Origin of the sequence: Bacillus sp. ms-22 (assembly GCF_009759805.1) — a bacterium.
Lineage (GTDB): Bacteria > Bacillota > Bacilli > Bacillales > Bacillaceae > Bacillus > Bacillus xiamenensis.
This window is the reverse complement of sequence record NZ_CP046653.1, coordinates 485,952-507,796: the sequence shown is the minus strand read 5'-3', so window position 1 is coordinate 507,796 and position 21,845 is coordinate 485,952. Positions and strand designations below refer to the sequence as shown.

Here is a 21,845-nt window from a genome sequence, read left to right as displayed (position 1 = left end):
GTAATTAACATGGGTGAGTTTTTCAAATGGGAGTATGTGGTGACGCTCTTCCCTAAAGTATTGTCGGCTCTTCCGACAACCTTGCTGATTGTGTTATTTGCCACATTGATTGGCAGTTTTCTTGGATTCATTCTTGCTTATTTTCGAATCGAGCGCATCCCCGTCCTGCATCAACTCAGTGCAATCTATGTCTCATTTATTCGCGGCACACCTATCCTTGTCCAAATGTTTATTGTCTTTTATGGCCTGCCAGGTGTGCTTGCAACAATTGGACTTGATATCTCCATGTGGAACAAATTGATCTTTCTTTACATTACATATGGACTCAATACAGCAGCCTATTTTTCAGAAATATATCGGTCTGCTTTATCGAGTGTCCCATTATCTCAATATGAAGCGGCTGCCTCCATCGGGATGACGAAATGGCAGATTTATAGAAGAACGCTCATTCCTCAAGCAGGAAAAATCGCTCTCCCGAATATTGGCGTGGCCATCGTCAACTTATTACAAAATACCTCTCTCGCCTTTACACTCGGCGTGATGGACATTATAGGAAAGGTGCAAACATTAGGGGCTCTATACTACCGCGTATTAGAAGGATACTTTATTGCTGCCGTCATTTTTATCGTGTTAAGTCTGCTGCTAGAAAAAGCGTTTGACCTATTGGAAAAGCGAGTCAGTACACCGAAAACAAGAAAACAGCGTCAGACAACATTCATTTCCTTAAAAAGAGCCGACACGGCCTTCACTACTTTAGAAAAACGTGCGAAGTAAAAAGAGGAGGATTTCACATGAAAAATCACAAACTATTCAAAAAACATTCCATCATTGGTCTGCTTGCACTTGGGTCATTGCTCCTTGCTGCCTGCGGTAATGATGAACAATCTAATGAAGTCAAAGCAGAAGCAGCGAATAATCATCCCGATGCTAAAGAAATCATCATTGGAACAGGGAACGCTTACCAGCCCTTTGTTTACTTAGACGAAAATGGAAAATTAACAGGCTATGAGAAGGCTGTATTAGATGAAGTCGATCAGCTGCTTCCACAATACACATTTAAATATGAATCCTTTGAGTTTAAAAATATTTTACCTGCATTAGATGCTGGTAAAGTAGATCTCGCTGCCCATCAATATGAAATCAATGATGAGCGTCAGAAGAAATATCTATTTGGAAAAGTGGGCTACACCGATTATACAAGCTATGTGGTTGTTGATAAGGCGTCCGGTCATGACTTTCAAAGCCTGAACGACTTGGCTGGGCACAAGGTGCATGCGTCCACTGGAAGTAACTTTGCTTATCTTCTAGAGCAATATAACCAAAAGCATGACCGGAAAATTGACATTGTCTATGGGGATGGAGGAAACGAAATACTGGTCAAAAACTTGCAGAATGGCACAGTCGATGCGGCCTTGCTCACAAAGTATGATGTCAATAAGCTAAACAAACAATTCAATGCCAACCTTGTCACCTCTGGAAAGCCTGTGAACGTATCTAAAACGTATTATCTTTATCAAAAAAACAATACGACACTTCAAAAAGACATTGATCAAGCATTACAAAAGCTGATCGATAACGGAAAGCTCGCTGAACTGTCTAAGAAAATATTGGGCGGAGATTTTACTCAATCATAAGAAAGGAGCCGTCAGAATGGATTTTGATGTTGCTTTTATGTTTCAGGCCTTTCTAGCTGCACTTCATTATTTGCCAACGACTCTGCTATTAGGCTTTCTCCCGCTATTATTTGGCTCCGTCTTTGGCTTTGGCATTGCCCTTATTCGTTTTTATCAAGTGCCTGTATTGTCTCAAGTGTTCAAATGGTTTGTGGCCATATTTAAAGCCATTCCGGTTGTATTAATCTTGCTCGTTTCTTATCTGATGTTTTCCGATTCGCTTGATCACTTGGCTGCATCTCTTTCGCTGCCGATTCGTTTTAGTGATATGGATAGAAGGTGGATTGCGATTTTCTCCCTCACCTTATATGCCATCAGCGGGCTTTCAGAAATATTTCGAAGCTCTCTTGCGTCCATTCCAAAAGGTCAATTTGATGCCGCTCGATCCATTGGTTTTACAGGGAAACAGGTTTTGCGAAGGGTCATCATTCCACAGGTCTTTCCCATCTCCCTTCCTTTACTGAACAACATGCTGATCAGTTTAATCAAAGCCTCTTCTCTCGTCTCTATGGTGTCTGTGGTCGATATTTTAAACGGTGCTTTAATCAAAGCCAATGTGAACTATCGTTATCTTGAAGCATACATCGCTGTTGCCCTGATTTACTGGGCTCTGTGTGCCTCTATCGAAGCCATCACAGCCGCATATGAGACATATGTACTCAAAAGCAAAAGGAGACGATTGGCATGATTGACATTAAACAGGTGCATAAAGCGTTCGGTAAAAACCAGATTCTGAGAGGAATTGATTTAACGGTAGAAAGAGGCGAAGTGGTCGTCATTTTAGGTCCGAGTGGTTCTGGGAAATCAACCTTTCTGCGATGCTTGAATTTTCTTGAGCGTGCGGATCAAGGAGAAATCAGCATTGATCACACGACCGTCAAGTTCAATCAAGCAAGGCCTAAAGACATTCTGGCACTTCGCAGAAAAACAGCGATGGTCTTTCAGCAATACGATTTGTTTATTCATAAGACAGCTCTTGAGAATGTCATGGAAGGCTTAGTCATTGCCCGTAAGCATCCGAAAAATCAAGCCTATGACACAGCCCTCCATTTGCTCACAAAAGTAGGGCTACTAGAAAAAAAGGATGCCTATCCGCATCAATTATCCGGCGGGCAGCAGCAGCGAGTAGGCATTGCAAGAGCACTTGCATTGAATCCAGAAGTCATTTTGTTTGATGAGCCAACCTCCGCCTTAGATCCCGAGCTTGTAGGTGAAACACTTGAAGTCATTAAACAAGTAGCACAAACTGGGGTCACGATGATCATCGTCACGCACGAGATGAGCTTTGCCTATGACATTGCCGACAGAGTGATTTTCATGGAGGATGGCGTGATCGTTGAATCAGGCACACCAGAAGAAGTCTTTGAACATACTAAAGAAGAACGCACAAAACAATTTTTAGCAAGATTTTCTTATAACCATTCATAAAAAAAACAAGTCGTTCCAAGGAGATCGACTTGTTTTTTCTGTTTCTTATATGCCCGTCTGTTCTAGCAAATAGCCAGCACATAATGGTTTTTCTAGTGCAGTTCCTTCAACTGATCAATATAAGCAAGGGCTGCCTCAAATTCTTCGTCCGTATAGCGCTGCTTGCTTTTAATGGTGAATACCTTTTCCTTTACCTCATCTTTTGGCAGATCATCAAAGTATAAAATCGTTGAGACAAGCTCTAGAAAACGAGACGATTGCTCATTCATCTGCTGCGTCAGCACTTTGAGGTCAGGCATGTCCACTTCACACTGATCGAGAAACTCTTTCCCATTGTCCGTCAGCGAATAACGATATTGATAGTATCCACCCTTTTTTTCCTTCATTTCGTCCAAGAATCCAAGGTTGCACAGCTCTTCAATTCTGAGCGTCAACTCCTCTGAATAGGGGCCATAAAAATGAAAATCGTATTTCTCATAAAAAGGCAAATCTAGCTTTTTTGCTATGTAAATCATTTTTTGCAGCTTCTTCCGTCCCACGATTTCCCCAGATTCAGAGAACACCTTCATCAACTTTGCATGCTCTTTCAACAAATTCCCGACATCTCCTTTTTCAGTACTTCCTTATCCCAATCCAAGCAGCTTCATGATCGCCTTCTTTGCTTCAGCGTTTTCCGACATATCTACAATTAAGTCCATCGGGAAATAAAGTTTATGATCGGTTCTTCGTTTACCGGAAATGGCATCAACTATATCTGACTGTCTCGACAGTTCTTTAATATGACCACTTTGCGTCAAGAGGTGGATTGGCAGCCGTTCTTCTTCTTCGCCCGGTCTATAGAAGTCATAAGGCAAATCAGAGGAAGAGTCGACCACTAAATAATAGTCAGGATCAATTCCTGCCTCTTTGAACAAGGCGGTCAGCTTGAAATATTTCGTCATTTCTTCGTTTGGATTAAACTCTGTATATTGGAATAATCGGCGGTTCATAAAACGGCGGCACAAATCAGCCAGCACGTGATCTTCTTCGTCTTCCCACGCCTGAAAATAAAATAAGACAATGGATTCATCCAGCTTAATATAGTCCTCTGTGGTGACATTCCCTTCAAAAATCGAATAAAAATGAACAGGGGCATGTGTAAATATATAGCCCGTTTCATGCAGCTCTTTTGCACGATGGAGGATTTTTGTTAAAATGACTTCCGCACTGCGTGTCACTGGGTGGAAATAGACTTGCCAGTACATTTGATAGCGGCTCATAATATAATCCTCAACGGCATGCATCCCGCTCTGCTTCATCACAATTTGATCTTCTCTTGGACGCATCACACGCAAAATACGTTCCATATCAAAGTGGCCATAGCTGACGCCTGTATAGTAGGCATCACGCTGCAAGTAGTCCATTCGGTCGGCATCAATTTGACTTGAGATCAAACTGACCACCTGTTTGTTTTGATAGGTTTTGGCAATGACTTCTGCTACATGCTTCGGAAAATCATCACTGACCCGGCGAAGCACTTCATTTACTTCCGTTTGCCCTAAAATGATATCTCTTGTAAACGATTCATGATCTAGATGGAAGACCTTTTCAAAGGAATGAGAAAACGGACCATGTCCAAGGTCATGAAGCAAGGCGGCACTGAGTACAAGTTCGCGCTCCCCTTCATCCCATTCTGGTCTTCCTTTAAACACATCATCCACAATCCGTCTCACAATCTCGTATACACCAAGCGAATGGTTAAAACGGCTGTGTTCTGCCCCATGAAACGTCAAGTAAGTGGTTCCTAGCTGTTTAATTCGTCGCAGGCGCTGAAACTCTCTTGTTCCGATTAAATCCCATATTAATGCGTCCCGTACGTGAACATAGCGGTGTACAGGATCTTTAAATACCTTTTCTTCAGATAATTTCCCTTTTGGATACGCCATCGTTTCGTCCCTCTTTTTTAAGACGTATTTCTATTATATCGGGTAACTTTTCCCGAAAACATCCTTGAATTTGCTGGTGAATGTGTTCTCGAAGATTGAGTGGACGTAAAAAGCCCGACCTGACAGGGACGGACCTCTTTTTAGGTCGACTGAACACATCAGTGACATTTATTTGACTTTTTTTTGAACCTTTTCGAGTAACTCATCTTCTGTTGGTGCAGATAATGGGCGATTGTTCACAAACGCAAAGGCCTTTTTTCTTCCTGGACCGCAATATGATTGACAGCCGATCTCAATTTTTGCATCAGGGTCAACCGATTTGAGTCGAGGCAATAACGTCTTTAGGTTCGTCGCATCACAATCGTCACATACGCGAAACTCATTAGCCATGGTCTTACGCTTCCTTTCAATGATGATACTTTATTCTATATGAAACAGTTGGACAACCAAGAGTGAATAATATACCACCCAACATTGTACATCGAAGCGTCTGGACTTGCAAGACGCATTGTCAGCGCAAAGACTCATTCACATAAAAGCTAGTATTTCCCACTATCCTTTTAGCAAACTTGTATAAACCTTCTGGAACTTGGCTAATCTAATACCATCAAATCATATGGGGGTTTAAACACATGTCAAAACAAAGACAAGATGCTTGGTCAGAGGAAAATGATCTCCTATTGGCAGAAACCGTCTTACGTCACGTCAGAGAGGGCAGTACACAACTGAATGCGTTTGAAGAAGTTGGAGACAAGCTGAACCGCACTTCAGCGGCATGCGGATTCAGATGGAATGCTGTCGTCAGGCATCAATATGAAAAAGCGTTGGCACTTGCCAAAAAACAGCGAAAACAACGCATGCGCGCACTCGGCAATGGACAGCCTGCGAAAAAACGCTTACTCTATCAGCCACAAGTAGAAGAAACAGTCCCGCAGGAGGAATTCTCTCAGGAGCTGGAACCAGCGCAGGAAGAAACGTTCGCACCTGCTGCCGAAACAGCAGAACAGCTTCAGTTTGTGGATCAAAGCTACAATGAAGAGTTAGCTAGTTTATCACACCTATTATCCCAGGCTTCTCACGTTGTAGAGAAGAAGCCAGAAACCAATCCATTTCAGCAGCGTCAGGAGTTAACAATGGAGGATATCATTGATTTCTTACGCCGCTATGAAGGGAATGGACAGCAATCCTCTGCCTTACGGATGGAAAACAGCCGGTTAAAACGAGAAAACAATGAACTGACACATAAAATCTCGCAGCTAGAAGCTGAAGTGAAAAAGCTTGAAAAGGACCAGCTCACGATTCAAGAAGATTATGAAACACTCGTCAAAATCATGAACCGTGCAAGAAAACTAGTTTTGTTTGAAGAAGACGACAATGCCGCACCAACCTTTAAAATGGACCGTAACGGCAACCTTGAAAAAATGGCAGAATAACAAAAAGTGCTCCCCACCTGCGGGAAGCACTTTTTTAAATATCCAAAAATAGCATCACACTAAAAAGAACATTGATTAAAAACACGAACATAAAAATAAACCTGACTTGCCTCACCTGAAAACCACCAAAGATAAACATATAAAGCCCTGCGACACCAAGCGTCAGTACAGGCTGAAGAAACGGCACGAAAAGCGAAATGCCGTAGCCGGCTCCTATGATGACAGGAAGCCATAGTAAATAGAGGTAACTGCCGTTTTGGGATTTCACCCGAATCCTTCCTTTCTATTAGGCTGATCACATAAACCAATTTATTTCCACAATGTATCTAACTGATTTGAATAAAATTCAATCGCCTTTCGATAACTTAAAATATCAGGATCGTTTGTCGTCTCAGTTAAACAGTTCAGCAAAATCTCCATCGCTTTGTGATGTTCATTCAAATTATACAAAGTCATGGCATAAAACGTGTGAATGGCTTTGTTTTTCGGATAAGCTTCCATCGCGTTTAGGAATATCTGTTTTGACTTTTCATATTCTCCTAAGGTTCTGTATGTACTTCCTAACCCTAGAAAAGCATCTTCTCGTTCTTCTGAAGACAACCCTAGCTCGATAGCCTTTTCATAAAAAAAGACAGCTTGTTTTTCCTTTCCTAATACATCATAACTCCATGCACATTGATAGTGAATGGTGGCATGGTCTGGATACTCTTCCACAAGACGGGTGAGCATGTCATTGGATTCTTGAAGGTGTCCACTTTCTCGAAGTTCAATGGCTTTCAAAAGTTTTGTTTCCATTACTTCACCCCTATGTTTTTCAAGACGGAAGGAATGATGTGCTTACGAAAACACCTTCTTATTCCGCTCAATCATCCGCGTCATGTTTTTCTCAAACTCCAGCTGCTCCTCGTTGGTGAGTCCTGAAGCTGTTAATTGTTCGCTCAGTTTTTGAAGTTCTTCCAGTAAAAGCCTCATGAGAAGCGGACAGTCAATTGGTTGTCCTATTAATTCTGATAGAGATGCCATTGTATCAGGCTGTATATCAGGAAATACCGCCTTGACCTCTTGTCGTTTATCCTTTAACGCCGCCTCATAAAAACGGCGAATCACATCCGCACGATCACGACCACTTCCATCTGCACACAAATAAATTTGCACAGCGACCCCTCCGCGTAATCTGCGCTGAGAAATGCCTGCAAATTTCTTTCCATTGATGCTTAAATCGTAACTGCCCGGACAGTAAGAGCCGACAATTTCATAGGCTTCGATCTCCACTTCATACATCGCCAGCATTCGGCGGATCAATTCCACCATCGCATCATATCCTCGGTCAATATCAATACCCTTCTTTTGTTCCGCGAAGATTAAAGACACATTCAGTACACCTTCATCCAGCACCACAGCAAGACCGCCTGAATTGCGCACAATGACGCGATACCCCTCTTCCTCAAGCAGTTTCACACCATCTTCAAGAAATGGAAGTCTTGTATCCTGAATCCCAAGAACAATCGTATTGTGATGCACCCAAGAACGGGCAGTCGCTGGTGAAAGCCCCTTCCCAACCGATGCACAAAGCGTATCATCCATCGCAAAAGATTGCTTCGGGTCTACATAAAGACCCAGGCTCGACTGATCTATGATTCGCCATGTCGGCTGTGTCAGTAACTCAATAGGTTCATTTTTCATCTCCTGCATATCCTCTCGTTCATAAACTGTGTTTATTATAACATGGAAGGAACATGGGATGAATGGAGGGGTGCATGCAAAAAAGCTCTATGAACCTAGACGTCACAGAGCTTTTCAGCAAGATGTTTTCTTGCCTTTCACGAAGACATTCACAGTGACGAACAACATGACAGGAAGTACCACAACGACGGGACCGACAGCGATTTTATGGATGGATTACACTTCTAAGATACAGCCGTCACTTACCCAGCTTAACAAGTCTTCAGCCACCAATTCCGCATGCTGAGGGTCCATCACACCGGCATCGACGATCCACACTGTTTTCTCACCTTCTCCCTGCCGCATGAGAATTACTCGCCCGCCGCCATCGTCGCCAATGGCTACAAAGCCGCTGGCATATTGCTGAACCTCCCACGTTGCATTGCGTTCCACCATGTCCTTAGTTCCGTATAGAAGCAGGTCGCCTCCAATGGAACATCCATTTGATTGTTTTAGTAAGACCTTATCAGCATGGGGCAGCAGCATGTTTAGCTGGGATTCTGTCTCTTTGATATGTTTGTCACTTGCTGGTTTGTTCATATGCAGATTTGGAATTTGAGAAAAATTCATCATGTTGGAAAGCCTCCTAAAGGGTTGAACTAGCGTTTATTCAGCTGATTTTGTCATGATCCTTTTATACACCCGCAGGAGCACTTTTAATAGAAAATAGAAAATGATGACATCAATTATAAAACCAAAAAATAGAAATTCAACACCATAATTTGAATGCAGGACGAGCCAATCAATGGGAAAACCTCGATAATTCGAACCGGCATGTGGGACATAAACCCCTCTCATAAAAGCTGTCCCAATGACGAGAAGAACACTGATGCTTAATAGCCAATTGACTGTTTTTTTGTTTTTGTGTTGTTTATGTTCCATATGCATTCCTTTCCCTGTTTGACTACCTACTACAAAACTTGATATTTCCTTATTCCTCTAGATATCATACCAATTTTACCACTTTCTAGAACAATAGGCAGCAATTCTATCTATGGCAACAGTTCTTTATTTATTTGGCATACAAAGTGATATTATTTCGCATAAAGTAGTTGATTAAAATAAAGTAAAAAACCTTGAAAAGCAAGTAATAGCCATTCAAGGTCTATTGATTTTCATTATTTATTCCGATTAAGTCTAATCCTCAATTAAATCTAGATAATATTCATTATTATTGAGAAACTTTTTGAAAAAATCCTCTAACGATTCAGCTATTTGAGTATCAAAATAATATACTGGGTTATTAACTAATTTTAAATCTAATGAAATATAAACACCTTCGTTTACTTCAAAAAAAATAAGTTTATTTTCATCATCAAAAAGTTCATCTAAATCTGGATCAAATTCAAAAACACCTTCTCTTAATCTAATATCTGCTACTGTCCCTGGTCCCATAATTCTATTTATTGAGTTAGCACTTTGACCTTTAATAAAACCATAGCCAATTTCTAAATATAACTGTCTTAAATCATTTGGAAAACTTATATCCATTCTTTGTTCAGCTTTTAAAATATCATCTTCAGATACCTTATAAGTTTTATTTTCTAGTTCATTAATAAATTTAAAATTAGCCATATTCTATTTTACCTCCTTGGAAATAGTTTACCTGATGGAGCTCCCTTTCCATGTATCCCTGATTGATGTTCGTTAGGATATTTAGCCGGATGAATATTCCACCACTCATGAGCGCCACCAAAGTTGTTCTCTATGATATGATGAGCATCATACGGTTGACCAACCCTCCGAGCAACCTCTCCATTCTTATCAAGTACTTCTTCTGTATATCTTGGCCACTTTTGTTTGGTTTTTTCTTCCCACTCTGCAATTAATTTATCTTTCAAGCTTGATGTAAATTTGCTTCTATGCTTAGCAGTCTCTTTTGGTGTCAATTTTTCATAGTTTTTGTTTCTTAAGGCTTCTTTAATCAGATGAATTTGATCTTTATTAACCTTACGTCCAGTTTTAGCCTCTATATCCCTAAGATAAGCTTTTGCTAAATCTTTATTAAGTTCACCCGCACCTTTACCCGTCTTCTCAACCCTTTTCACCACATTCTTCCCTTGATCAATCTTAAAGACATATTTTCCGCCTTTCATGATTTTCATAAATGGGATAATAGAGGCTGCGGATAGGGCTTGGTCGGTGCTGCTGATATTTTTGCTGGTTTCTGGGTCTTTACCAGTAACTGCTCGGTAGCCGTCGTAGATTCCGCTGTATTCTAGGATGATGTTCTCGGCGGTTGAGACAACTTCGCAGTGTAATTATGGGTTTGACGTTTTCACGCTTCCAAATACCTGCACATAAGCTCACTTTATTTTGTTCAATCGTCATACATAATAAAAGGTACTTTGATACTCAATAGCATCAAAGTACCTCAAAATAAAATATGTTACTTTTAATTTCTCATGAACAAAGATTATATAGTGTAGCTCTTTTGCTTTTTAGGGAATTCAATTCATTTTCTTGATTGTTTTATATTATATTTCAGTTTAATTTTCTTCATATAGTTATCTATTTCTAACTTATTTTCTGGATGTCTAACTAAATAGAATTCTACAATTTCATCTAGATATTCATATAAAGTTTCATAATCTAATATTACTTCCTCGTCTTCTTGTACGGCAGGATAATCGAAATAAAAAGCTATTCCTTCTTCACCGAAATAATCTTCTTCCCATTCTTCATAATCGTCTGCAAAAACACACCATACATGTTCGATACCATACCCCTCTTTTTTTGAAAATTTATCCATAATTGTTAGGAACCTTTCGTCCCCCATTACTTGAAAGAAGTATTTTACAAGCTCTTTATTTTTATTTTTCAATGTTTTCACTCTCCATTACCTCAATGTTGGGAAGAAGTTTGTGATTTCTCCTGTAGCTTCATCAATATAACCTTCAAACTTCAGTCCGTTCTTAGAAGTTCCAGTAATTTTCCTACCTTCAATCTTTCCATTCTTCATCGCTTCTTCGCCCCACTGTAACATTTTCTTATCTGAAATCAACCTTGGATCATAAACTGTCTTTGGGGTACGAACTTTTTTTAGTTCACCAGGGATAATATTACCTTCTCTATTTAGAGCAGGTAAACCGTATTCAACCTCATATATTCCTTTAAACTTAGAATGCGGCTTTTTAGATATAATACATTTTTGTATATCCCAACCATTATCAATAAATACTTTTTCAAATTCTTTCAAATTATGACCACCAACAATGCCTTTGTTTTTCTTTCTAACAACAGCTTCTACTTCTTTTAGGTGTTTTTTATACCCCATTTTAAATGTAGTAGCTTTATTCTTCCCCGTCTTCTCAACCCTCTTCACCATATTCTTCCCTTGATCAATCTTAAAGACATATTTCCCGCCTTTCATGATTTTCATAAATGGGATAATAGAGGCTGCGGATAGGGCTTGGTCGGTGCTGCTGATGGTTTGGCTGGTTTCGGGGTCTTTGCCAGTGATGGCTCGGTAGCCATCGTAGATGCCGCTGTATTCTAAAATGATGTTTTCGGCGGTTGAGACGACTTCACCGTCTAGTATGCGTTTGGCATTTCCGCGGCTGCGGCTTTCTGGGATGTTGTCAACTTCTTCTATTCTTACTTCGCCGTTTGCAATATATGTTCGAATGATTTGTTTATTGGCGTAAACGGTGTATCTCCCGCCAATAAAATCAATATCCGACGGGTTCGTGACGACTTCATCAGCGATGTCGAATTCTTTTAGCTTTTTGATGCCTTTTACGTTATATAGTTTACCATTTACGACCCTGATGTCTCTATGAATCTTACTTTTCCCGCTCACAGCTTCTTTTTGTAATGTCGTAAGCAATGGATCGCTTTCTTTGACTTGCTTGTTGACGTTTCGGAGGGTGTCTCTATGAACCACCGTCTCCACATTCGCCTGTTCTTTCTCACTCAATTTCTTCAGCATGATCATCATCGGATGGTCCTTCTGGTTGTCTATTTTGTTATTCAATCCATTGATCGTGCTGCTTACTTTTTCTTCTTTTGTGTCTTTGAAAATAGATCCCTTTTGATAGCTGGTGATCTCGATTTTTGGGCCGGTGAACATGGTGCTTAAGGTGTCTATGTATTGCTTCATTGTTTGTAGTGCACTTGTTGTTTCATTCATAGCACTTGTTTGTTCTCTGTCAAAGGCATGGAGCAGTCCAATGGTTCTGGAGGTCTCAAGCCATGCTTTTTGATAGCTCTGTTGAAAAGCTGACTCATCTACATGAGGCAAATGAACGATATGACTGACCCTGCCGATCGCCTGGTTTACATCTGTTACGATGTCAGAAATCGCTCGCTCCGCTTTTTTTAAACCTGAATCAAGTTCGTGTTCGATGAATGTTTGTGAAATAAAACCATGTTGATTTGATTCAAGGGCATGAAGTGCCTGCTTTGTTTTTTTGAGCGCAGAGCTGTATTCCTCAATGACAACCTGAAAGAATTGCAAGAAAGGAATATGGCATTCTGTATAAAATGCTCGGATGGCCTTACCTGCCTCTCCCTTTAGTGCGTCATCAAGGGAGATGATGTGGTCGATTTGTTTTTCTAGTGCGCTGATATTATGTGACTGCTGCTTTAACGAATTCAGTGTTTGGTCAATTCCATTGATTAGCGCAAAGGCGTCAAGGGTTTTCATTCCGTTCTCCTTTATTTTCTTTTATGACTAGAAGCAAGCGCTTTGTCCGTTTCAACCATGGTGCTCACGGCTTGTTCTGTTTGTACAAGCTGTTTCTGAAGTATTTCTATATAGGATGTAGTTAGTTTATTCAATTGCTGGTTGATCTTTTCTATCTGTTCTGTGGTGGAAAGCTCATTTGTCCCTTTGATGGTTTTTGGAAGTGTTGAATGGACATGAGCGCCTGCTTGTTTTGCATGTTTTAATGCTTTTTTCGCCTCACTGGCATCTATTTTGATTTCTTTGCTCATTTTATTTTCCTCGTTTTTCTTCCAGTTGTTTTTGCTTCTCTTTTTCTATTTTTCTTTCAACTGTATGAATATCACGTTCTAATGAATGGATATCTGCTGTCAGGTCATTAATTTTTTCATCAATTCGATTCAATAGATTGGTGAGCTGTGCATCCTTTATTTCTTGACTGGCCGATTCCATCTCTTCCCTAAGGCGATCAAACGTATCAGCCAAATGGCCAAACCATGTATGTGACGTAAGGTTCGGACGCATGATGTTCTTGCTCGCATCTGACATGGCCGTTTTTGCCTCTTTCACTTCTTTTCGGCATATGCTCAGTTCTGTGATTTGTTCTTTTTTTATGGATATATCTGCCTTTAACGAATACAAGGCCGTTTTATATCCGATCATGGTTCCAGATATCGTCAACACCCCTATTCCTCAAATAGTCCTCCGTTATGTTACCATTTACTAGCACAAGAGGCATATGATTGAAAACGAATTCACTTAAAAATGAATCGTATGTATTGGGTTTTTATACCTAATCCACATAAAAAAAGCTAGCTTCGTTTTGACACGAAGCTAGCTTCTTGGATGATTATCTTATAGTGCTTGAGCTGCTGTGATAAGCGCAAGGTTGTAAACGTCTTCGGCATTACAGCCTCTTGAAAGATCGTTTACTGGTTGGTTTAGACCTTGCAGGATTGGACCTACTGCTTCAAAGTTACCTAAGCGCTGTGCAATTTTGTAGCCGATGTTTCCTGCTTCGAGGCTAGGGAAAACAAATACGCTGGCATCGCCCTTGATGACAGAATCTGGTGCTTTTTTCGCTGCTACTGAAGGAACGAAAGCTGCATCGAATTGGAACTCTCCATCAAGTACAAGCTCAGGTGCTTTTTCTTTTGCAATGCGAACCGCTTCAGACACTTTTTCCGTTTCGTCTGATTTTGCTGAGCCTTTTGTTGAGAAGCTAAGCATTGCCACACGTGGTTCAATGTCAAACATTTTTGCTGTGTTTGCACTTTCGATCGCAATTTCAGCTAAATCTTGGCTGTCTGGTGCAATGTTGATCGCACAATCAGCAAACACATATTGCTCGTCTCCGCGAGCCATAATGAAGACGCCAGATGTTTTCTTTACGCCTTCTTTTGTTTTAATGATTTGAAGTGCTGGGCGCACTGTATCAGCCGTTGAGTGTGCTGCACCACTCACAAGTCCGTCTGCAAGACCTTTATACACAAGCATCGTACCGAAATAGTTTTCATCCAGTAATGCTTTTCTTGCTTGTTCTTCTGTTGCTTTACCTTTACGTCTTTCAACGAAAGCCTGTACAAGCTCTTCAAAACCTTCATATGTATGAGGATCATACACGTCAACACCATCAAGTGTAAGACCTAATTCTTTTGCTTTTGCTTCCACTTCTTGCTGCTTGCCTACAACAATCGGCTGCAATACTTTGCCATCTGCTAGTTTTTGAACGGCCGTTAGAATGCGTTCGTCCATTCCCTCAGGAAAAACGATCTTAACGCCTTTACCTGCAACCTTTTCCTGAACTGTTGAAAAAATATCTGCCACTTCAATACCCTCCTTGATTTTACAAAAAAAGCGTTCTCTTTTAAGCATACTCTTCTTCTACATAAATTCAAACTACCAACTTACATTATAGCGCTTACAAATTAAATTCTTATTTTTCAAACTAATTTAATCAATTTCCATAAAAGCTGTTTCCCTCGTTCAAGTTTTGATCACATCTCCATTGGGACAAACTATGTTATAGTTGGAACAGATGGAAAACTGTAAATAGGAGTGAAAGAAATGAGCGAACAACATACAACAAATGAAGCAGCTCAAACACTAGACGGCTGGTATGCGCTGCATGATTTTAGAACGATCGACTGGACAGCTTGGAAGCTGTTAACAAGTGATGAGCGTCAAGCGATTCTTCATGAGTTCACAGGTCTATTAGAAAAATGGAAAACAGCGGAGCACAATCAGGCTGGAAGCCAAACAATCTATAGTATTGTCGGCCAAAAAGCAGATATTATGCTCATGATTTTACGTCCAACAATGGAAGAACTGGGTGAAATCGAGCTTGAATTCAACAAGTCACGACTAGCAGAATTTACGATTCCAGCCTATTCGTACGTGTCAGTTGTTGAACTGAGCAACTACTTAGCAGGAGGCGGAGATGGCGGAGACCCTTACGAGAACCCGCATGTACGTGCGCGTCTATATCCTGAGCTTCCTTCTTCTCAATATGTCTGCTTCTATCCAATGGATAAAAGACGTTCTGGCAATGATAACTGGTACATGCTTTCAATGGATGAGCGTAAATCCCTAATGAGAAGCCACGGCTTAATTGGCAGAAGCTATGCTGGGAAAGTAAAACAGATCATTACAGGATCTGTTGGCTTTGATGATTATGAGTGGGGCGTCACCCTTTTCTCAGACGATGTTCTTCAATTTAAAAAATTGGTTTACGAAATGCGCTTCGATGAAGTGAGTGCACGCTACGGCGAATTTGGTTCCTTCTTTGTTGGAAACCGATTAGCAAACGAGCAGCTGGCGTCTTATTTCCATGTATGATAAACTCTTAAGGCTTCGGATCTCTCCGAAGCTTTTTTATGTATGTATTTGTTTAGAAAGGTGATCTCATCATGAAAAACTTCCCCATTGCTATTTTTGCGTTAACGCTCGGTGCGTTTTCGATTGGCATGACTGAATTTGTCATCATGGGACTTTTGCCAAACGTTGCAAATGATCTCCATGTATCCATCTCTGTTTCAGGTCAGCTGATTACTGGATATGCACTCGGTGTCGCAGTTGGCGGACCTATTTTAACGTTATCAACTGGAAAAATGTCGAGGAAACGTCTTCTTATCCTATTAATGATTCTTTTCGTGACAGGAAATGCTGTCGCCGCTGTATCGACTTCTTATGGTCTGTTGATGGCTGCACGTATTTTAACGTCTTTTGCTCATGGTACCTTCTTTGGTGTTGGAGCCATTATGGCTGCACGGCTTGTTCCTAAGGAGAGAAGCGCAAGTGCGATCAGCTTCATGTTTACAGGACTTACGGTAGCCAATGTACTTGGTGTGCCATTTGGTACGTTTATCGGAAACCAATTCGGCTGGCGCATGTCTTTTCTTGTCATTGCTGTCATTGGACTTATTTCTTTAATCGGTATCATCAGCTTAGTACCAAACCAATCGAAGGAAGAAGTATTAGATATTCGAAATGAAGTATCGGTTTTGAAAAAGCCGCAAGTACTCGTCTCCTTTGCGATGACGATTTTTGGTTTTGCTGGTGTGTTTACCGCCTTTACGTATATCAGCCCTATCTTGCTGCAAGTCACAGGCTTTCAGGAAAATGGGGTCACTCTCATCCTTGTCCTTTTTGGGCTTGGGGTAACCATCGGGAATTTAGTTGGCGGAAAGCTTGCCGACTGGAAACTCATGCCGAGTATCATCGTGACACTCATCATGCTGATGGCCGTCCTATTATTATTCACGTACACATCCGCCTTCAAGGTACCGGCCGTGCTGACGATTTTTGTTTGGGGAATCATTTCATTTATTCTCGTTCCTACCTTGCAATACCGCACGATGAACATGGCACATGAAGCGCCGACACTCGCATCGACGCTCAGTCATTCTGCCTTTAATATTGGGAATGCCGGCGGTGCAGCACTTGGCGGCCTTGCTATCAACATTACACATTTACAGCTTGTCCCGCTCTTTGCGGCAGGTGTAACATTCATTGGATTGATCATTACGATCATGAGCTATCAGTCAGATAAACGAATCAAAAGGACCTGAGGGCAGGTCCTTTTTCTATTTCACCACGGTCATTTCTGGCTCTTCTATTTGTTTCACACGTTCCTGAATGGGATGGGTAAAGGAATGTTCTGATAAGACAATATGAGAGACCGTTTTTGTAAAGCCAGACACGTCTTGAATAAACGCTTCAATCTCTTCAAGTGAAGCAACAGACAGCTTAATGAAAAAACAGGACTGTCCTGCCACCCGATAAGCAAAGAACGCACGTGGATGCTGCTTCATAAATGTCACAAACCGCTGATACTCCCCATTTAATACGGTGACTTCCAGTAAACAGTCTATCATCAGACCCAGCTTCTTATAATTGACCTGTACAGAGTAACCTTCAATAATCCCTGCATCTTCTAATTTCCGCACTCTTTCTGCTACCGCAGGCGGTGATAAATTCACTCGTTTGGACAATTCCCTCATTGATAAGCGGGCATCTTCTCTCAATTCGTTTAAAATATGCACATCCACATCGGTGATTTTCATTCGTTACGCTCCTATCCCAAAATCGTTCCATTTGAAAAGTATTTTATGATGATACTTATGATACGAAATGTTAAATAAAACTAAATAATGGTAGAATTTATTTTAACGTAATGGAATGAAAAAGCAAGTATGGAGGGATCACTTGATGAAAGAATCTTTAGACAGCCAGGCTTCTAAAACATTTCCCATCACACTTGCCATTGCACTCGCACTTGGCGTTTTTGCGGCGGGATCGGAAGAACTGGTGATTTCACCACTTTTGCCTGATTTATCAAACTCTTTTCAGCAATCTCTTGATATTCTCGCTCTTTCCATCAGCATTTACGGATTAGCCGTATTGGCCGGAGCACCGTTACTCGTTCCTTTAGGGGATCGTTATTCAAGAGAACTGTGTTTGATCATCGGACTTTCCTTTTTCTTCATTGGAACCGTCATGTGTGCTGCTGCTCCGAATTTGGCGGTGTTTTTTGCCGGACGTGCCGCCTCTGGACTGGCGGCCGGTGTATTTGTCCCAACAGCCTATGCGCTTGTGGGCGACCGAGTCCCTTATGAATATCGAGGCAAAGTGATGGGCCTTATTGTATCAAGCTGGTCTCTTTCCCTTGTTCTTGGTGTACCAATTGGCGCCTTTATCGCCCAAAGTGTAAACTGGCGCTGGACATTTTGGCTCTTCGCTATAATGAGCCTTATTGTGCTGCTGCTCGTCATGGTTGAATTAAGAAAACAAGTGGCAGCAGCTGATCTGGAGACACGACAAGCTAGAGAGAAAACAGGCTCTTTATGGGGTGTTTTGAAAATTGATCGTGTGCCGGTCTATTTGACTGTGACCTTTTGTAATATGCTTGGATTTTACGGCATGTACTCGTTTTTAGGTGCTTACCTGCAGAGCCTGTTTGATGGCAGACAATCAGCGGCTGGGCTTCTCATCATGGCTTATGGGATTGGCTTTTCTATGAGTATGTTTACTGGAAAATTAGCAGACGGGTTTGGGAAAATGCGCTCCCTTTTTTGGGTGCTGGGTGGCATCACGCTCGTTCTAGCCTTACTTCCTTATGCGCCATTCTCATGGATCGTGCTGATTGTGGCTTTGTTTATTTGGGGGGCATTGCAAAGTTTATCGGTCACGCTTTTGAGCACCGTTCTGAGCGGCTGCACCCAAACTCACCGAGGCAACGTGATGGCTTTTTACAGTCTTGCGTCTAATTTTGCCGTTATGCTCGGTTCAGCACTTATGGGCCCTATTTATGTCCAATTCGGATATCATACTGTAGGGCTGGTATGTGCACTGATGACACTTGTTGGTTTTATCATCAGCTTCAGCAGCTATAAACGTGAACGTTCTATTCAGAAATGTAAAGCTGTCTAGTTTATTCCCCCTGAATGAAAACAAAAAAGACCTTTCTCCTGCGAAAGGCCTCTTTTCTTTATTTAAATGTCGTTTCCCAATGAAATCCGATCGCTTCATCATTCCACGCGATTCTCTTTTCATCCGGGTTTTTCGGATCATAGGATTCTGTTGTAAAATAAACAATTTGCAGCGGTGTCTCGCCTAATACACGGTAACCATGGGCGACTCCCTTTGGAATGAGAAGGAGCATTGGATTGTCTTCTCCCATATAATATACATCGGTTTGACCCTTTGTCGGAGAATCCTCTCTCAAATCGTATAAAACGACCTGTGCATGACCTGCTGGGAAAAACCAAACATCGTCTTGTTTTTCATGATAATGAAAGGCTTTGATCACTCCTGGAAAACTTTTCGACCACGACGCCTGCCCAAAGCGCTTCAGCATCGGTTCGTCATCTCGAATAAGCTCTGCAAAAAAGCCGCGGTCATCACAATGTTTCATGAGTTTTTTCGTTTGTACACCATCAATCATGCTGATGCCATCTCCCTTCTTTCTGCAAATATTCGTGAAGTGCATCCTTCCAATGCCTTGGCTGCCAGCCTGTCGCTTCAATCGCTTGCAGGTCTAAAACCGAATAGGCTGGACGAGGTGTTTGAAAGCCGTACTCTTCTGTTGAAATGGGCTCAATCGTTGTAGTCAGGCCGCTTGCTGCCACAATTTCTGACGCAAATTCAAACCAGGAACAGCTCGCTCGGTTACTGACGTGATAAATGCCTGCTTTCTGGTCAAATAAGTGAATCAAAGCTTGTGCGACATCCTTTGTATAAGTGGGAGACCCTATTTGATCATTTACGATGCGCAAATGATCCTTCGTTTCAGCCAGCCGAAGAATGGTATTCACAAAATTATGCCCTTCATGTCCATAGAGCCACGATGTCCGAATGATTTTCACTTCATCTGACACGAGATGAATCAATTCTTCCCCAAGTTTTTTACTCTTTCCATAAATCGTCTGGGGATCTGCTTGTGCATCGACTTGATAAGGGACATCCGCTTGCCCGTCAAACACATAATCTGTACTGACATGTAACACATCCGCCCCTACGTTTTTTGCTTCCAATGCCGTATAGTAGGCGCCAATTCCATTCACAAGATAGGCTTTTTCCGTTTCTGTTTCACATTGATCAACAGATGTATATGCCGCTGCACTGACAACAATATCAGGCCGAAAATGTCTCATTGCATGTCTGACTGCCTGTTGATCTGCGATATTCAGCATGCTCCTTGTTAAAGCAATGACGGTCATGTCTTTTTCTTTGAGCTGTTTCGTCAATTCTTTTCCTAATTGGCCGCCTGCACCGGTGATTAAAACTTTCATCCGTCACCCTTCTTCGCTCTGATCGTATTTGGCTCGATACCAATTGATCGTTTTTTCGATACCTTCTTCGAATGAAGTTGCCTGCACCCATCCAAGCTCTTCTTTTAGCTTACTGGCATCAATGGCATACCGTCTGTCATGCCCTTTTCGGTCTTGGATAAACGCAATTTGGTCATGACTGATGCCGAGATGTGTGAGAATGGTTTTGGTTAATTCAAGATTTGTTTTCTCGTTGCAGCCGCCAATATTGTACACCTGCCCGGCTGTTCCGTTTTCTAATACCTGCTTTACAGCTCTCGCATGATCCTCTACATACAGCCAATCACGAATCTGCTGGCCGTCCCCATAAATCGGAATCTTTTCTCCATGAACCGCTTTTCTAATAATGGTTGGGATTAATTTTTCCTCATGCTGATAGGGTCCGTAGTTGTTGCTGCATCTGGTGATCATTGCGGGTAATTGGTGGGTGTGGATATAGGATTTCACAAGCAGGTCTGAACTTGCCTTGCTTGCTGAATAAGGATTATTCGGTGAAAGTGGTGTTTGTTCTGTGAAAGCAGGATCATCCAGCTCTAAATCCCCATATACTTCATCTGTTGAAATATGAATGAATTTTTTTGCCTTTCCCTTTAAGACCGCTTCCAGCATTCGATAGGTACCGAGGACGTTTGTTTGAATAAAGGGCTCTGCCGACTCAATACTGCGATCGACATGCGATTCTGCTGCGAAATGAATAATGGCATCATAAGCTTCATCAAATACTTGATCCAGTTCGTCTTGCAGCGTGATATCCCCTTGAATAAAACGGAAATGAGACAGCTTTGACAATTGATCCATTACCTCTGGATGACTGGCATACGTTAATTTATCAAATACGGTGATTCGGACATCCGATTCCTGAAGCAGCAGCTTCACAAAATTTAGTCCAATAAATCCCGCTCCACCTGTTATTAAATAAGACTTCGTCATTCGTATCCCTCTTTTTTCTTCATCGTTTCAAACATTTTCGCAGATGCTTGGTGGAGAGATTCATGTGTTCCCGCATCAATCCACCACCCTTTTAACATATCATAGGTCAGCTGACTATTTGAGATATAGAGATTATTGACGTCTGTAATCTCCAATTCGCCTCGTTCTGACGGTGAGATTTTCTCAATATATTGAAAGACTTCTTGATCATAAAAATAAATGCCCGTGACGCAGTAGGATGAACGCGGGTGCTCCGGCTTTTCTTCTATTGATAAAATCCGGTGATGTGCGGTATCAATTTCTGCAATGCCAAATCGCTTTGGATCTGCCACCTCTTTCAATAAAACCTTGGCGCCGCCTTCTTGCTGCTGAAAGGCATCGACAAAAGGGCTTAACGAATCCTCAAATACATTATCACCTAGCATGAGCACAAACTTCTCCTCTTTTACAAAGGGCTTTGCGTAGGACAAACCATCTGAAATACCAGACGCCTCTGGCTGGACTTGATAGACTATGTTCATCCCAAGTTCGTGATCATCTTCAAGCACTTTTTGAAACAATGGGATCTGTTTTTCCTGTGAAATCAGCATAACATCTAAGATGCCTGCTTCTTTTAGTTTGAACAGTGACCAATAAATCATCGGGTATGGACCAACCGGCAATAAATGTTTATTGAAAATTTTCGTTAAAGGCGCCAGCCGTGATCCCTTTCCTCCTGCTAAAATAACTCCCTTCAC

At 41.5% G+C, this 21,845-nt stretch carries 27 protein-coding genes and 1 pseudogene; 8 read left to right on the top strand and 20 right to left on the bottom strand.

Translation table 11 applies throughout. From position 1 onward, the window contains the following. Nucleotides 1-9: 9 nt before the first annotated feature. From GPA07_RS02675 to GPA07_RS02660, 4 genes are read left to right on the top strand one after another with little or no spacing between them, the layout of a single operon-like run. Nucleotides 10-774, top strand: a complete 765-nt coding sequence (locus GPA07_RS02675) for an amino acid ABC transporter permease (RefSeq protein WP_008355076.1) — start codon at nucleotides 10-12, stop codon at nucleotides 772-774. 17 nt (nucleotides 775-791) lie between these two features. Further along, the gene (locus tag GPA07_RS02670) at nucleotides 792-1,634 is read left to right on the top strand and encodes a transporter substrate-binding domain-containing protein (RefSeq protein WP_071168416.1); all 843 of its coding nucleotides are present in this window, start codon (nucleotides 792-794) and stop codon (nucleotides 1,632-1,634) included. A 16-nt stretch (nucleotides 1,635-1,650) separates the two neighbouring features. Beyond that, nucleotides 1,651-2,361, top strand: coding sequence for an ABC transporter permease subunit (locus GPA07_RS02665; RefSeq protein WP_071168415.1), 711 nt, complete (start codon nucleotides 1,651-1,653; stop codon nucleotides 2,359-2,361). Continuing rightward, nucleotides 2,358-3,101, top strand: a complete 744-nt coding sequence (locus GPA07_RS02660) for an amino acid ABC transporter ATP-binding protein (RefSeq protein ID WP_157291988.1) — start codon at nucleotides 2,358-2,360, stop codon at nucleotides 3,099-3,101. The genes GPA07_RS02665 and GPA07_RS02660 overlap by 4 nt, the downstream gene beginning before the upstream one ends. Nucleotides 3,102-3,193: 92 nt before the next feature. On the opposite strand, the gene GPA07_RS02655 is transcribed toward GPA07_RS02660, so the two are convergent. From GPA07_RS02655 to GPA07_RS02645, 3 genes are all read right to left on the bottom strand, one after another. Beyond that, nucleotides 3,194-3,694: a YwgA family protein gene (locus tag GPA07_RS02655; RefSeq protein ID WP_008355083.1), complete on the bottom strand. Its 501-nt coding sequence runs from the start codon at nucleotides 3,692-3,694 to the stop codon at nucleotides 3,194-3,196. 30 nt (nucleotides 3,695-3,724) lie between these two features. Continuing rightward, complete coding sequence (locus GPA07_RS02650; protein ID WP_008355085.1) at nucleotides 3,725-5,026, bottom strand: HD domain-containing protein; 1,302 nt, start codon at nucleotides 5,024-5,026, stop codon at nucleotides 3,725-3,727. A gap of 168 nt (nucleotides 5,027-5,194) precedes the next feature. Further along, nucleotides 5,195-5,416, bottom strand: a complete 222-nt coding sequence (locus tag GPA07_RS02645; RefSeq protein ID WP_003215259.1) for a YuzB family protein — start codon at nucleotides 5,414-5,416, stop codon at nucleotides 5,195-5,197. Nucleotides 5,417-5,658: 242 nt separating this feature from the next. Between GPA07_RS02645 and GPA07_RS02640 the strand changes: the two genes are divergently transcribed. Beyond that, entirely contained in the window at nucleotides 5,659-6,459 is an 801-nt protein-coding gene (locus tag GPA07_RS02640; RefSeq protein ID WP_071168413.1) for an RsfA family transcriptional regulator, read from the top strand. A 34-nt stretch (nucleotides 6,460-6,493) separates the two neighbouring features. On the opposite strand, the gene GPA07_RS02635 is transcribed toward GPA07_RS02640, so the two are convergent. The 12 genes and pseudogenes from GPA07_RS02635 to pta all read right to left on the bottom strand — a co-directional run bounded on the left by GPA07_RS02635 (nucleotide 6,494) and on the right by pta (nucleotide 14,674). Beyond that, nucleotides 6,494-6,727, bottom strand: coding sequence for a DUF5970 family protein (locus GPA07_RS02635; RefSeq protein WP_008355090.1), 234 nt, complete (start codon nucleotides 6,725-6,727; stop codon nucleotides 6,494-6,496). Between the two features lie 41 nt (nucleotides 6,728-6,768). After that, nucleotides 6,769-7,254, bottom strand: coding sequence for a tetratricopeptide repeat protein (locus tag GPA07_RS02630; RefSeq protein WP_157291987.1), 486 nt, complete (start codon nucleotides 7,252-7,254; stop codon nucleotides 6,769-6,771). Nucleotides 7,255-7,296: 42 nt separating this feature from the next. After that, the gene (locus GPA07_RS02625) at nucleotides 7,297-8,142 is read right to left on the bottom strand and encodes an octanoyl-[GcvH]:protein N-octanoyltransferase (RefSeq protein ID WP_008355094.1); all 846 of its coding nucleotides are present in this window, start codon (nucleotides 8,140-8,142) and stop codon (nucleotides 7,297-7,299) included. 216 nt (nucleotides 8,143-8,358) lie between these two features. Then, nucleotides 8,359-8,754, bottom strand: a complete 396-nt coding sequence (locus tag GPA07_RS02620; RefSeq protein WP_157291986.1) for an SMI1/KNR4 family protein — start codon at nucleotides 8,752-8,754, stop codon at nucleotides 8,359-8,361. Nucleotides 8,755-8,787: 33 nt separating this feature from the next. Beyond that, nucleotides 8,788-9,063: a hypothetical protein gene (locus GPA07_RS02615; protein WP_157291985.1), complete on the bottom strand. Its 276-nt coding sequence runs from the start codon at nucleotides 9,061-9,063 to the stop codon at nucleotides 8,788-8,790. Nucleotides 9,064-9,318: 255 nt separating this feature from the next. Next, on the bottom strand, nucleotides 9,319-9,756 hold the full coding sequence (locus tag GPA07_RS02610) for an SMI1/KNR4 family protein (protein ID WP_008355101.1): 438 nt from the start codon (nucleotides 9,754-9,756) through the stop codon (nucleotides 9,319-9,321). An 8-nt stretch (nucleotides 9,757-9,764) separates the two neighbouring features. Beyond that, nucleotides 9,765-10,433 (bottom strand): annotated as a pseudogene (locus GPA07_RS02605) (pre-toxin TG domain-containing protein); the annotation flags it as partial. A gap of 203 nt (nucleotides 10,434-10,636) precedes the next feature. Beyond that, nucleotides 10,637-11,005 carry a ribonuclease toxin immunity protein CdiI gene (cdiI, locus tag GPA07_RS02600; RefSeq protein ID WP_008362291.1) on the bottom strand — a complete coding sequence of 123 codons (369 nt, stop codon included), beginning with the start codon at nucleotides 11,003-11,005 and terminating at the stop codon, nucleotides 10,637-10,639. A gap of 15 nt (nucleotides 11,006-11,020) precedes the next feature. After that, nucleotides 11,021-12,829 (bottom strand): T7SS effector LXG polymorphic toxin, encoded by a 1,809-nt coding sequence (locus tag GPA07_RS02595; RefSeq protein ID WP_157291984.1) that lies wholly within the window; start codon nucleotides 12,827-12,829, stop codon nucleotides 11,021-11,023. 11 nt (nucleotides 12,830-12,840) lie between these two features. Beyond that, nucleotides 12,841-13,119: a YwqI/YxiC family protein gene (locus tag GPA07_RS02590; RefSeq protein ID WP_071168407.1), complete on the bottom strand. Its 279-nt coding sequence runs from the start codon at nucleotides 13,117-13,119 to the stop codon at nucleotides 12,841-12,843. Between the two features lies 1 nt (nucleotide 13,120). After that, on the bottom strand, nucleotides 13,121-13,531 hold the full coding sequence (locus tag GPA07_RS02585; protein WP_406566798.1) for a YwqH-like family protein: 411 nt from the start codon (nucleotides 13,529-13,531) through the stop codon (nucleotides 13,121-13,123). A gap of 171 nt (nucleotides 13,532-13,702) precedes the next feature. After that, the gene (gene pta, locus GPA07_RS02580) at nucleotides 13,703-14,674 is read right to left on the bottom strand and encodes a phosphate acetyltransferase (protein WP_008362084.1); all 972 of its coding nucleotides are present in this window, start codon (nucleotides 14,672-14,674) and stop codon (nucleotides 13,703-13,705) included. Between the two features lie 240 nt (nucleotides 14,675-14,914). Here pta and hemQ point away from each other — a divergent pair, with 240 nt between their 5' ends. Further along, nucleotides 14,915-15,685 (top strand): hydrogen peroxide-dependent heme synthase, encoded by a 771-nt coding sequence (hemQ, locus tag GPA07_RS02575; protein ID WP_008362086.1) that lies wholly within the window; start codon nucleotides 14,915-14,917, stop codon nucleotides 15,683-15,685. A 71-nt stretch (nucleotides 15,686-15,756) separates the two neighbouring features. Further along, nucleotides 15,757-16,917, top strand: a complete 1,161-nt coding sequence (locus GPA07_RS02570) for an MFS transporter (protein ID WP_157291983.1) — start codon at nucleotides 15,757-15,759, stop codon at nucleotides 16,915-16,917. Nucleotides 16,918-16,932: 15 nt separating this feature from the next. On the opposite strand, the gene GPA07_RS02565 is transcribed toward GPA07_RS02570, so the two are convergent. Further along, the gene (locus GPA07_RS02565) at nucleotides 16,933-17,412 is read right to left on the bottom strand and encodes an Lrp/AsnC family transcriptional regulator (RefSeq protein WP_157291982.1); all 480 of its coding nucleotides are present in this window, start codon (nucleotides 17,410-17,412) and stop codon (nucleotides 16,933-16,935) included. 145 nt (nucleotides 17,413-17,557) lie between these two features. Between GPA07_RS02565 and GPA07_RS02560 the strand changes: the two genes are divergently transcribed. Then, on the top strand, nucleotides 17,558-18,778 hold the full coding sequence (locus GPA07_RS02560; RefSeq protein WP_157291981.1) for an MFS transporter: 1,221 nt from the start codon (nucleotides 17,558-17,560) through the stop codon (nucleotides 18,776-18,778). Between the two features lie 58 nt (nucleotides 18,779-18,836). On the opposite strand, the gene GPA07_RS02555 is transcribed toward GPA07_RS02560, so the two are convergent. Genes GPA07_RS02555 through GPA07_RS02540 form a run of 4 tightly spaced genes read right to left on the bottom strand, consistent with a single transcriptional unit; the run spans nucleotide 18,837 to nucleotide 21,845 of the window. Continuing rightward, nucleotides 18,837-19,292 carry a dTDP-4-dehydrorhamnose 3,5-epimerase family protein gene (locus GPA07_RS02555; RefSeq protein ID WP_008360938.1) on the bottom strand — a complete coding sequence of 152 codons (456 nt, stop codon included), beginning with the start codon at nucleotides 19,290-19,292 and terminating at the stop codon, nucleotides 18,837-18,839. Continuing rightward, nucleotides 19,285-20,139, bottom strand: a complete 855-nt coding sequence (gene rfbD / locus GPA07_RS02550; protein WP_157291980.1) for a dTDP-4-dehydrorhamnose reductase — start codon at nucleotides 20,137-20,139, stop codon at nucleotides 19,285-19,287. The genes GPA07_RS02555 and rfbD overlap by 8 nt, the downstream gene beginning before the upstream one ends. Before the next feature lie 3 nt (nucleotides 20,140-20,142). After that, complete coding sequence (rfbB, locus tag GPA07_RS02545) at nucleotides 20,143-21,108, bottom strand: dTDP-glucose 4,6-dehydratase (RefSeq protein ID WP_071168403.1); 966 nt, start codon at nucleotides 21,106-21,108, stop codon at nucleotides 20,143-20,145. After that, nucleotides 21,105-21,845 carry a sugar phosphate nucleotidyltransferase gene (locus tag GPA07_RS02540; RefSeq protein ID WP_071168402.1) on the bottom strand — a complete coding sequence of 247 codons (741 nt, stop codon included), beginning with the start codon at nucleotides 21,843-21,845 and terminating at the stop codon, nucleotides 21,105-21,107. Before GPA07_RS02540 ends, rfbB begins: the two co-directional genes overlap by 4 nt.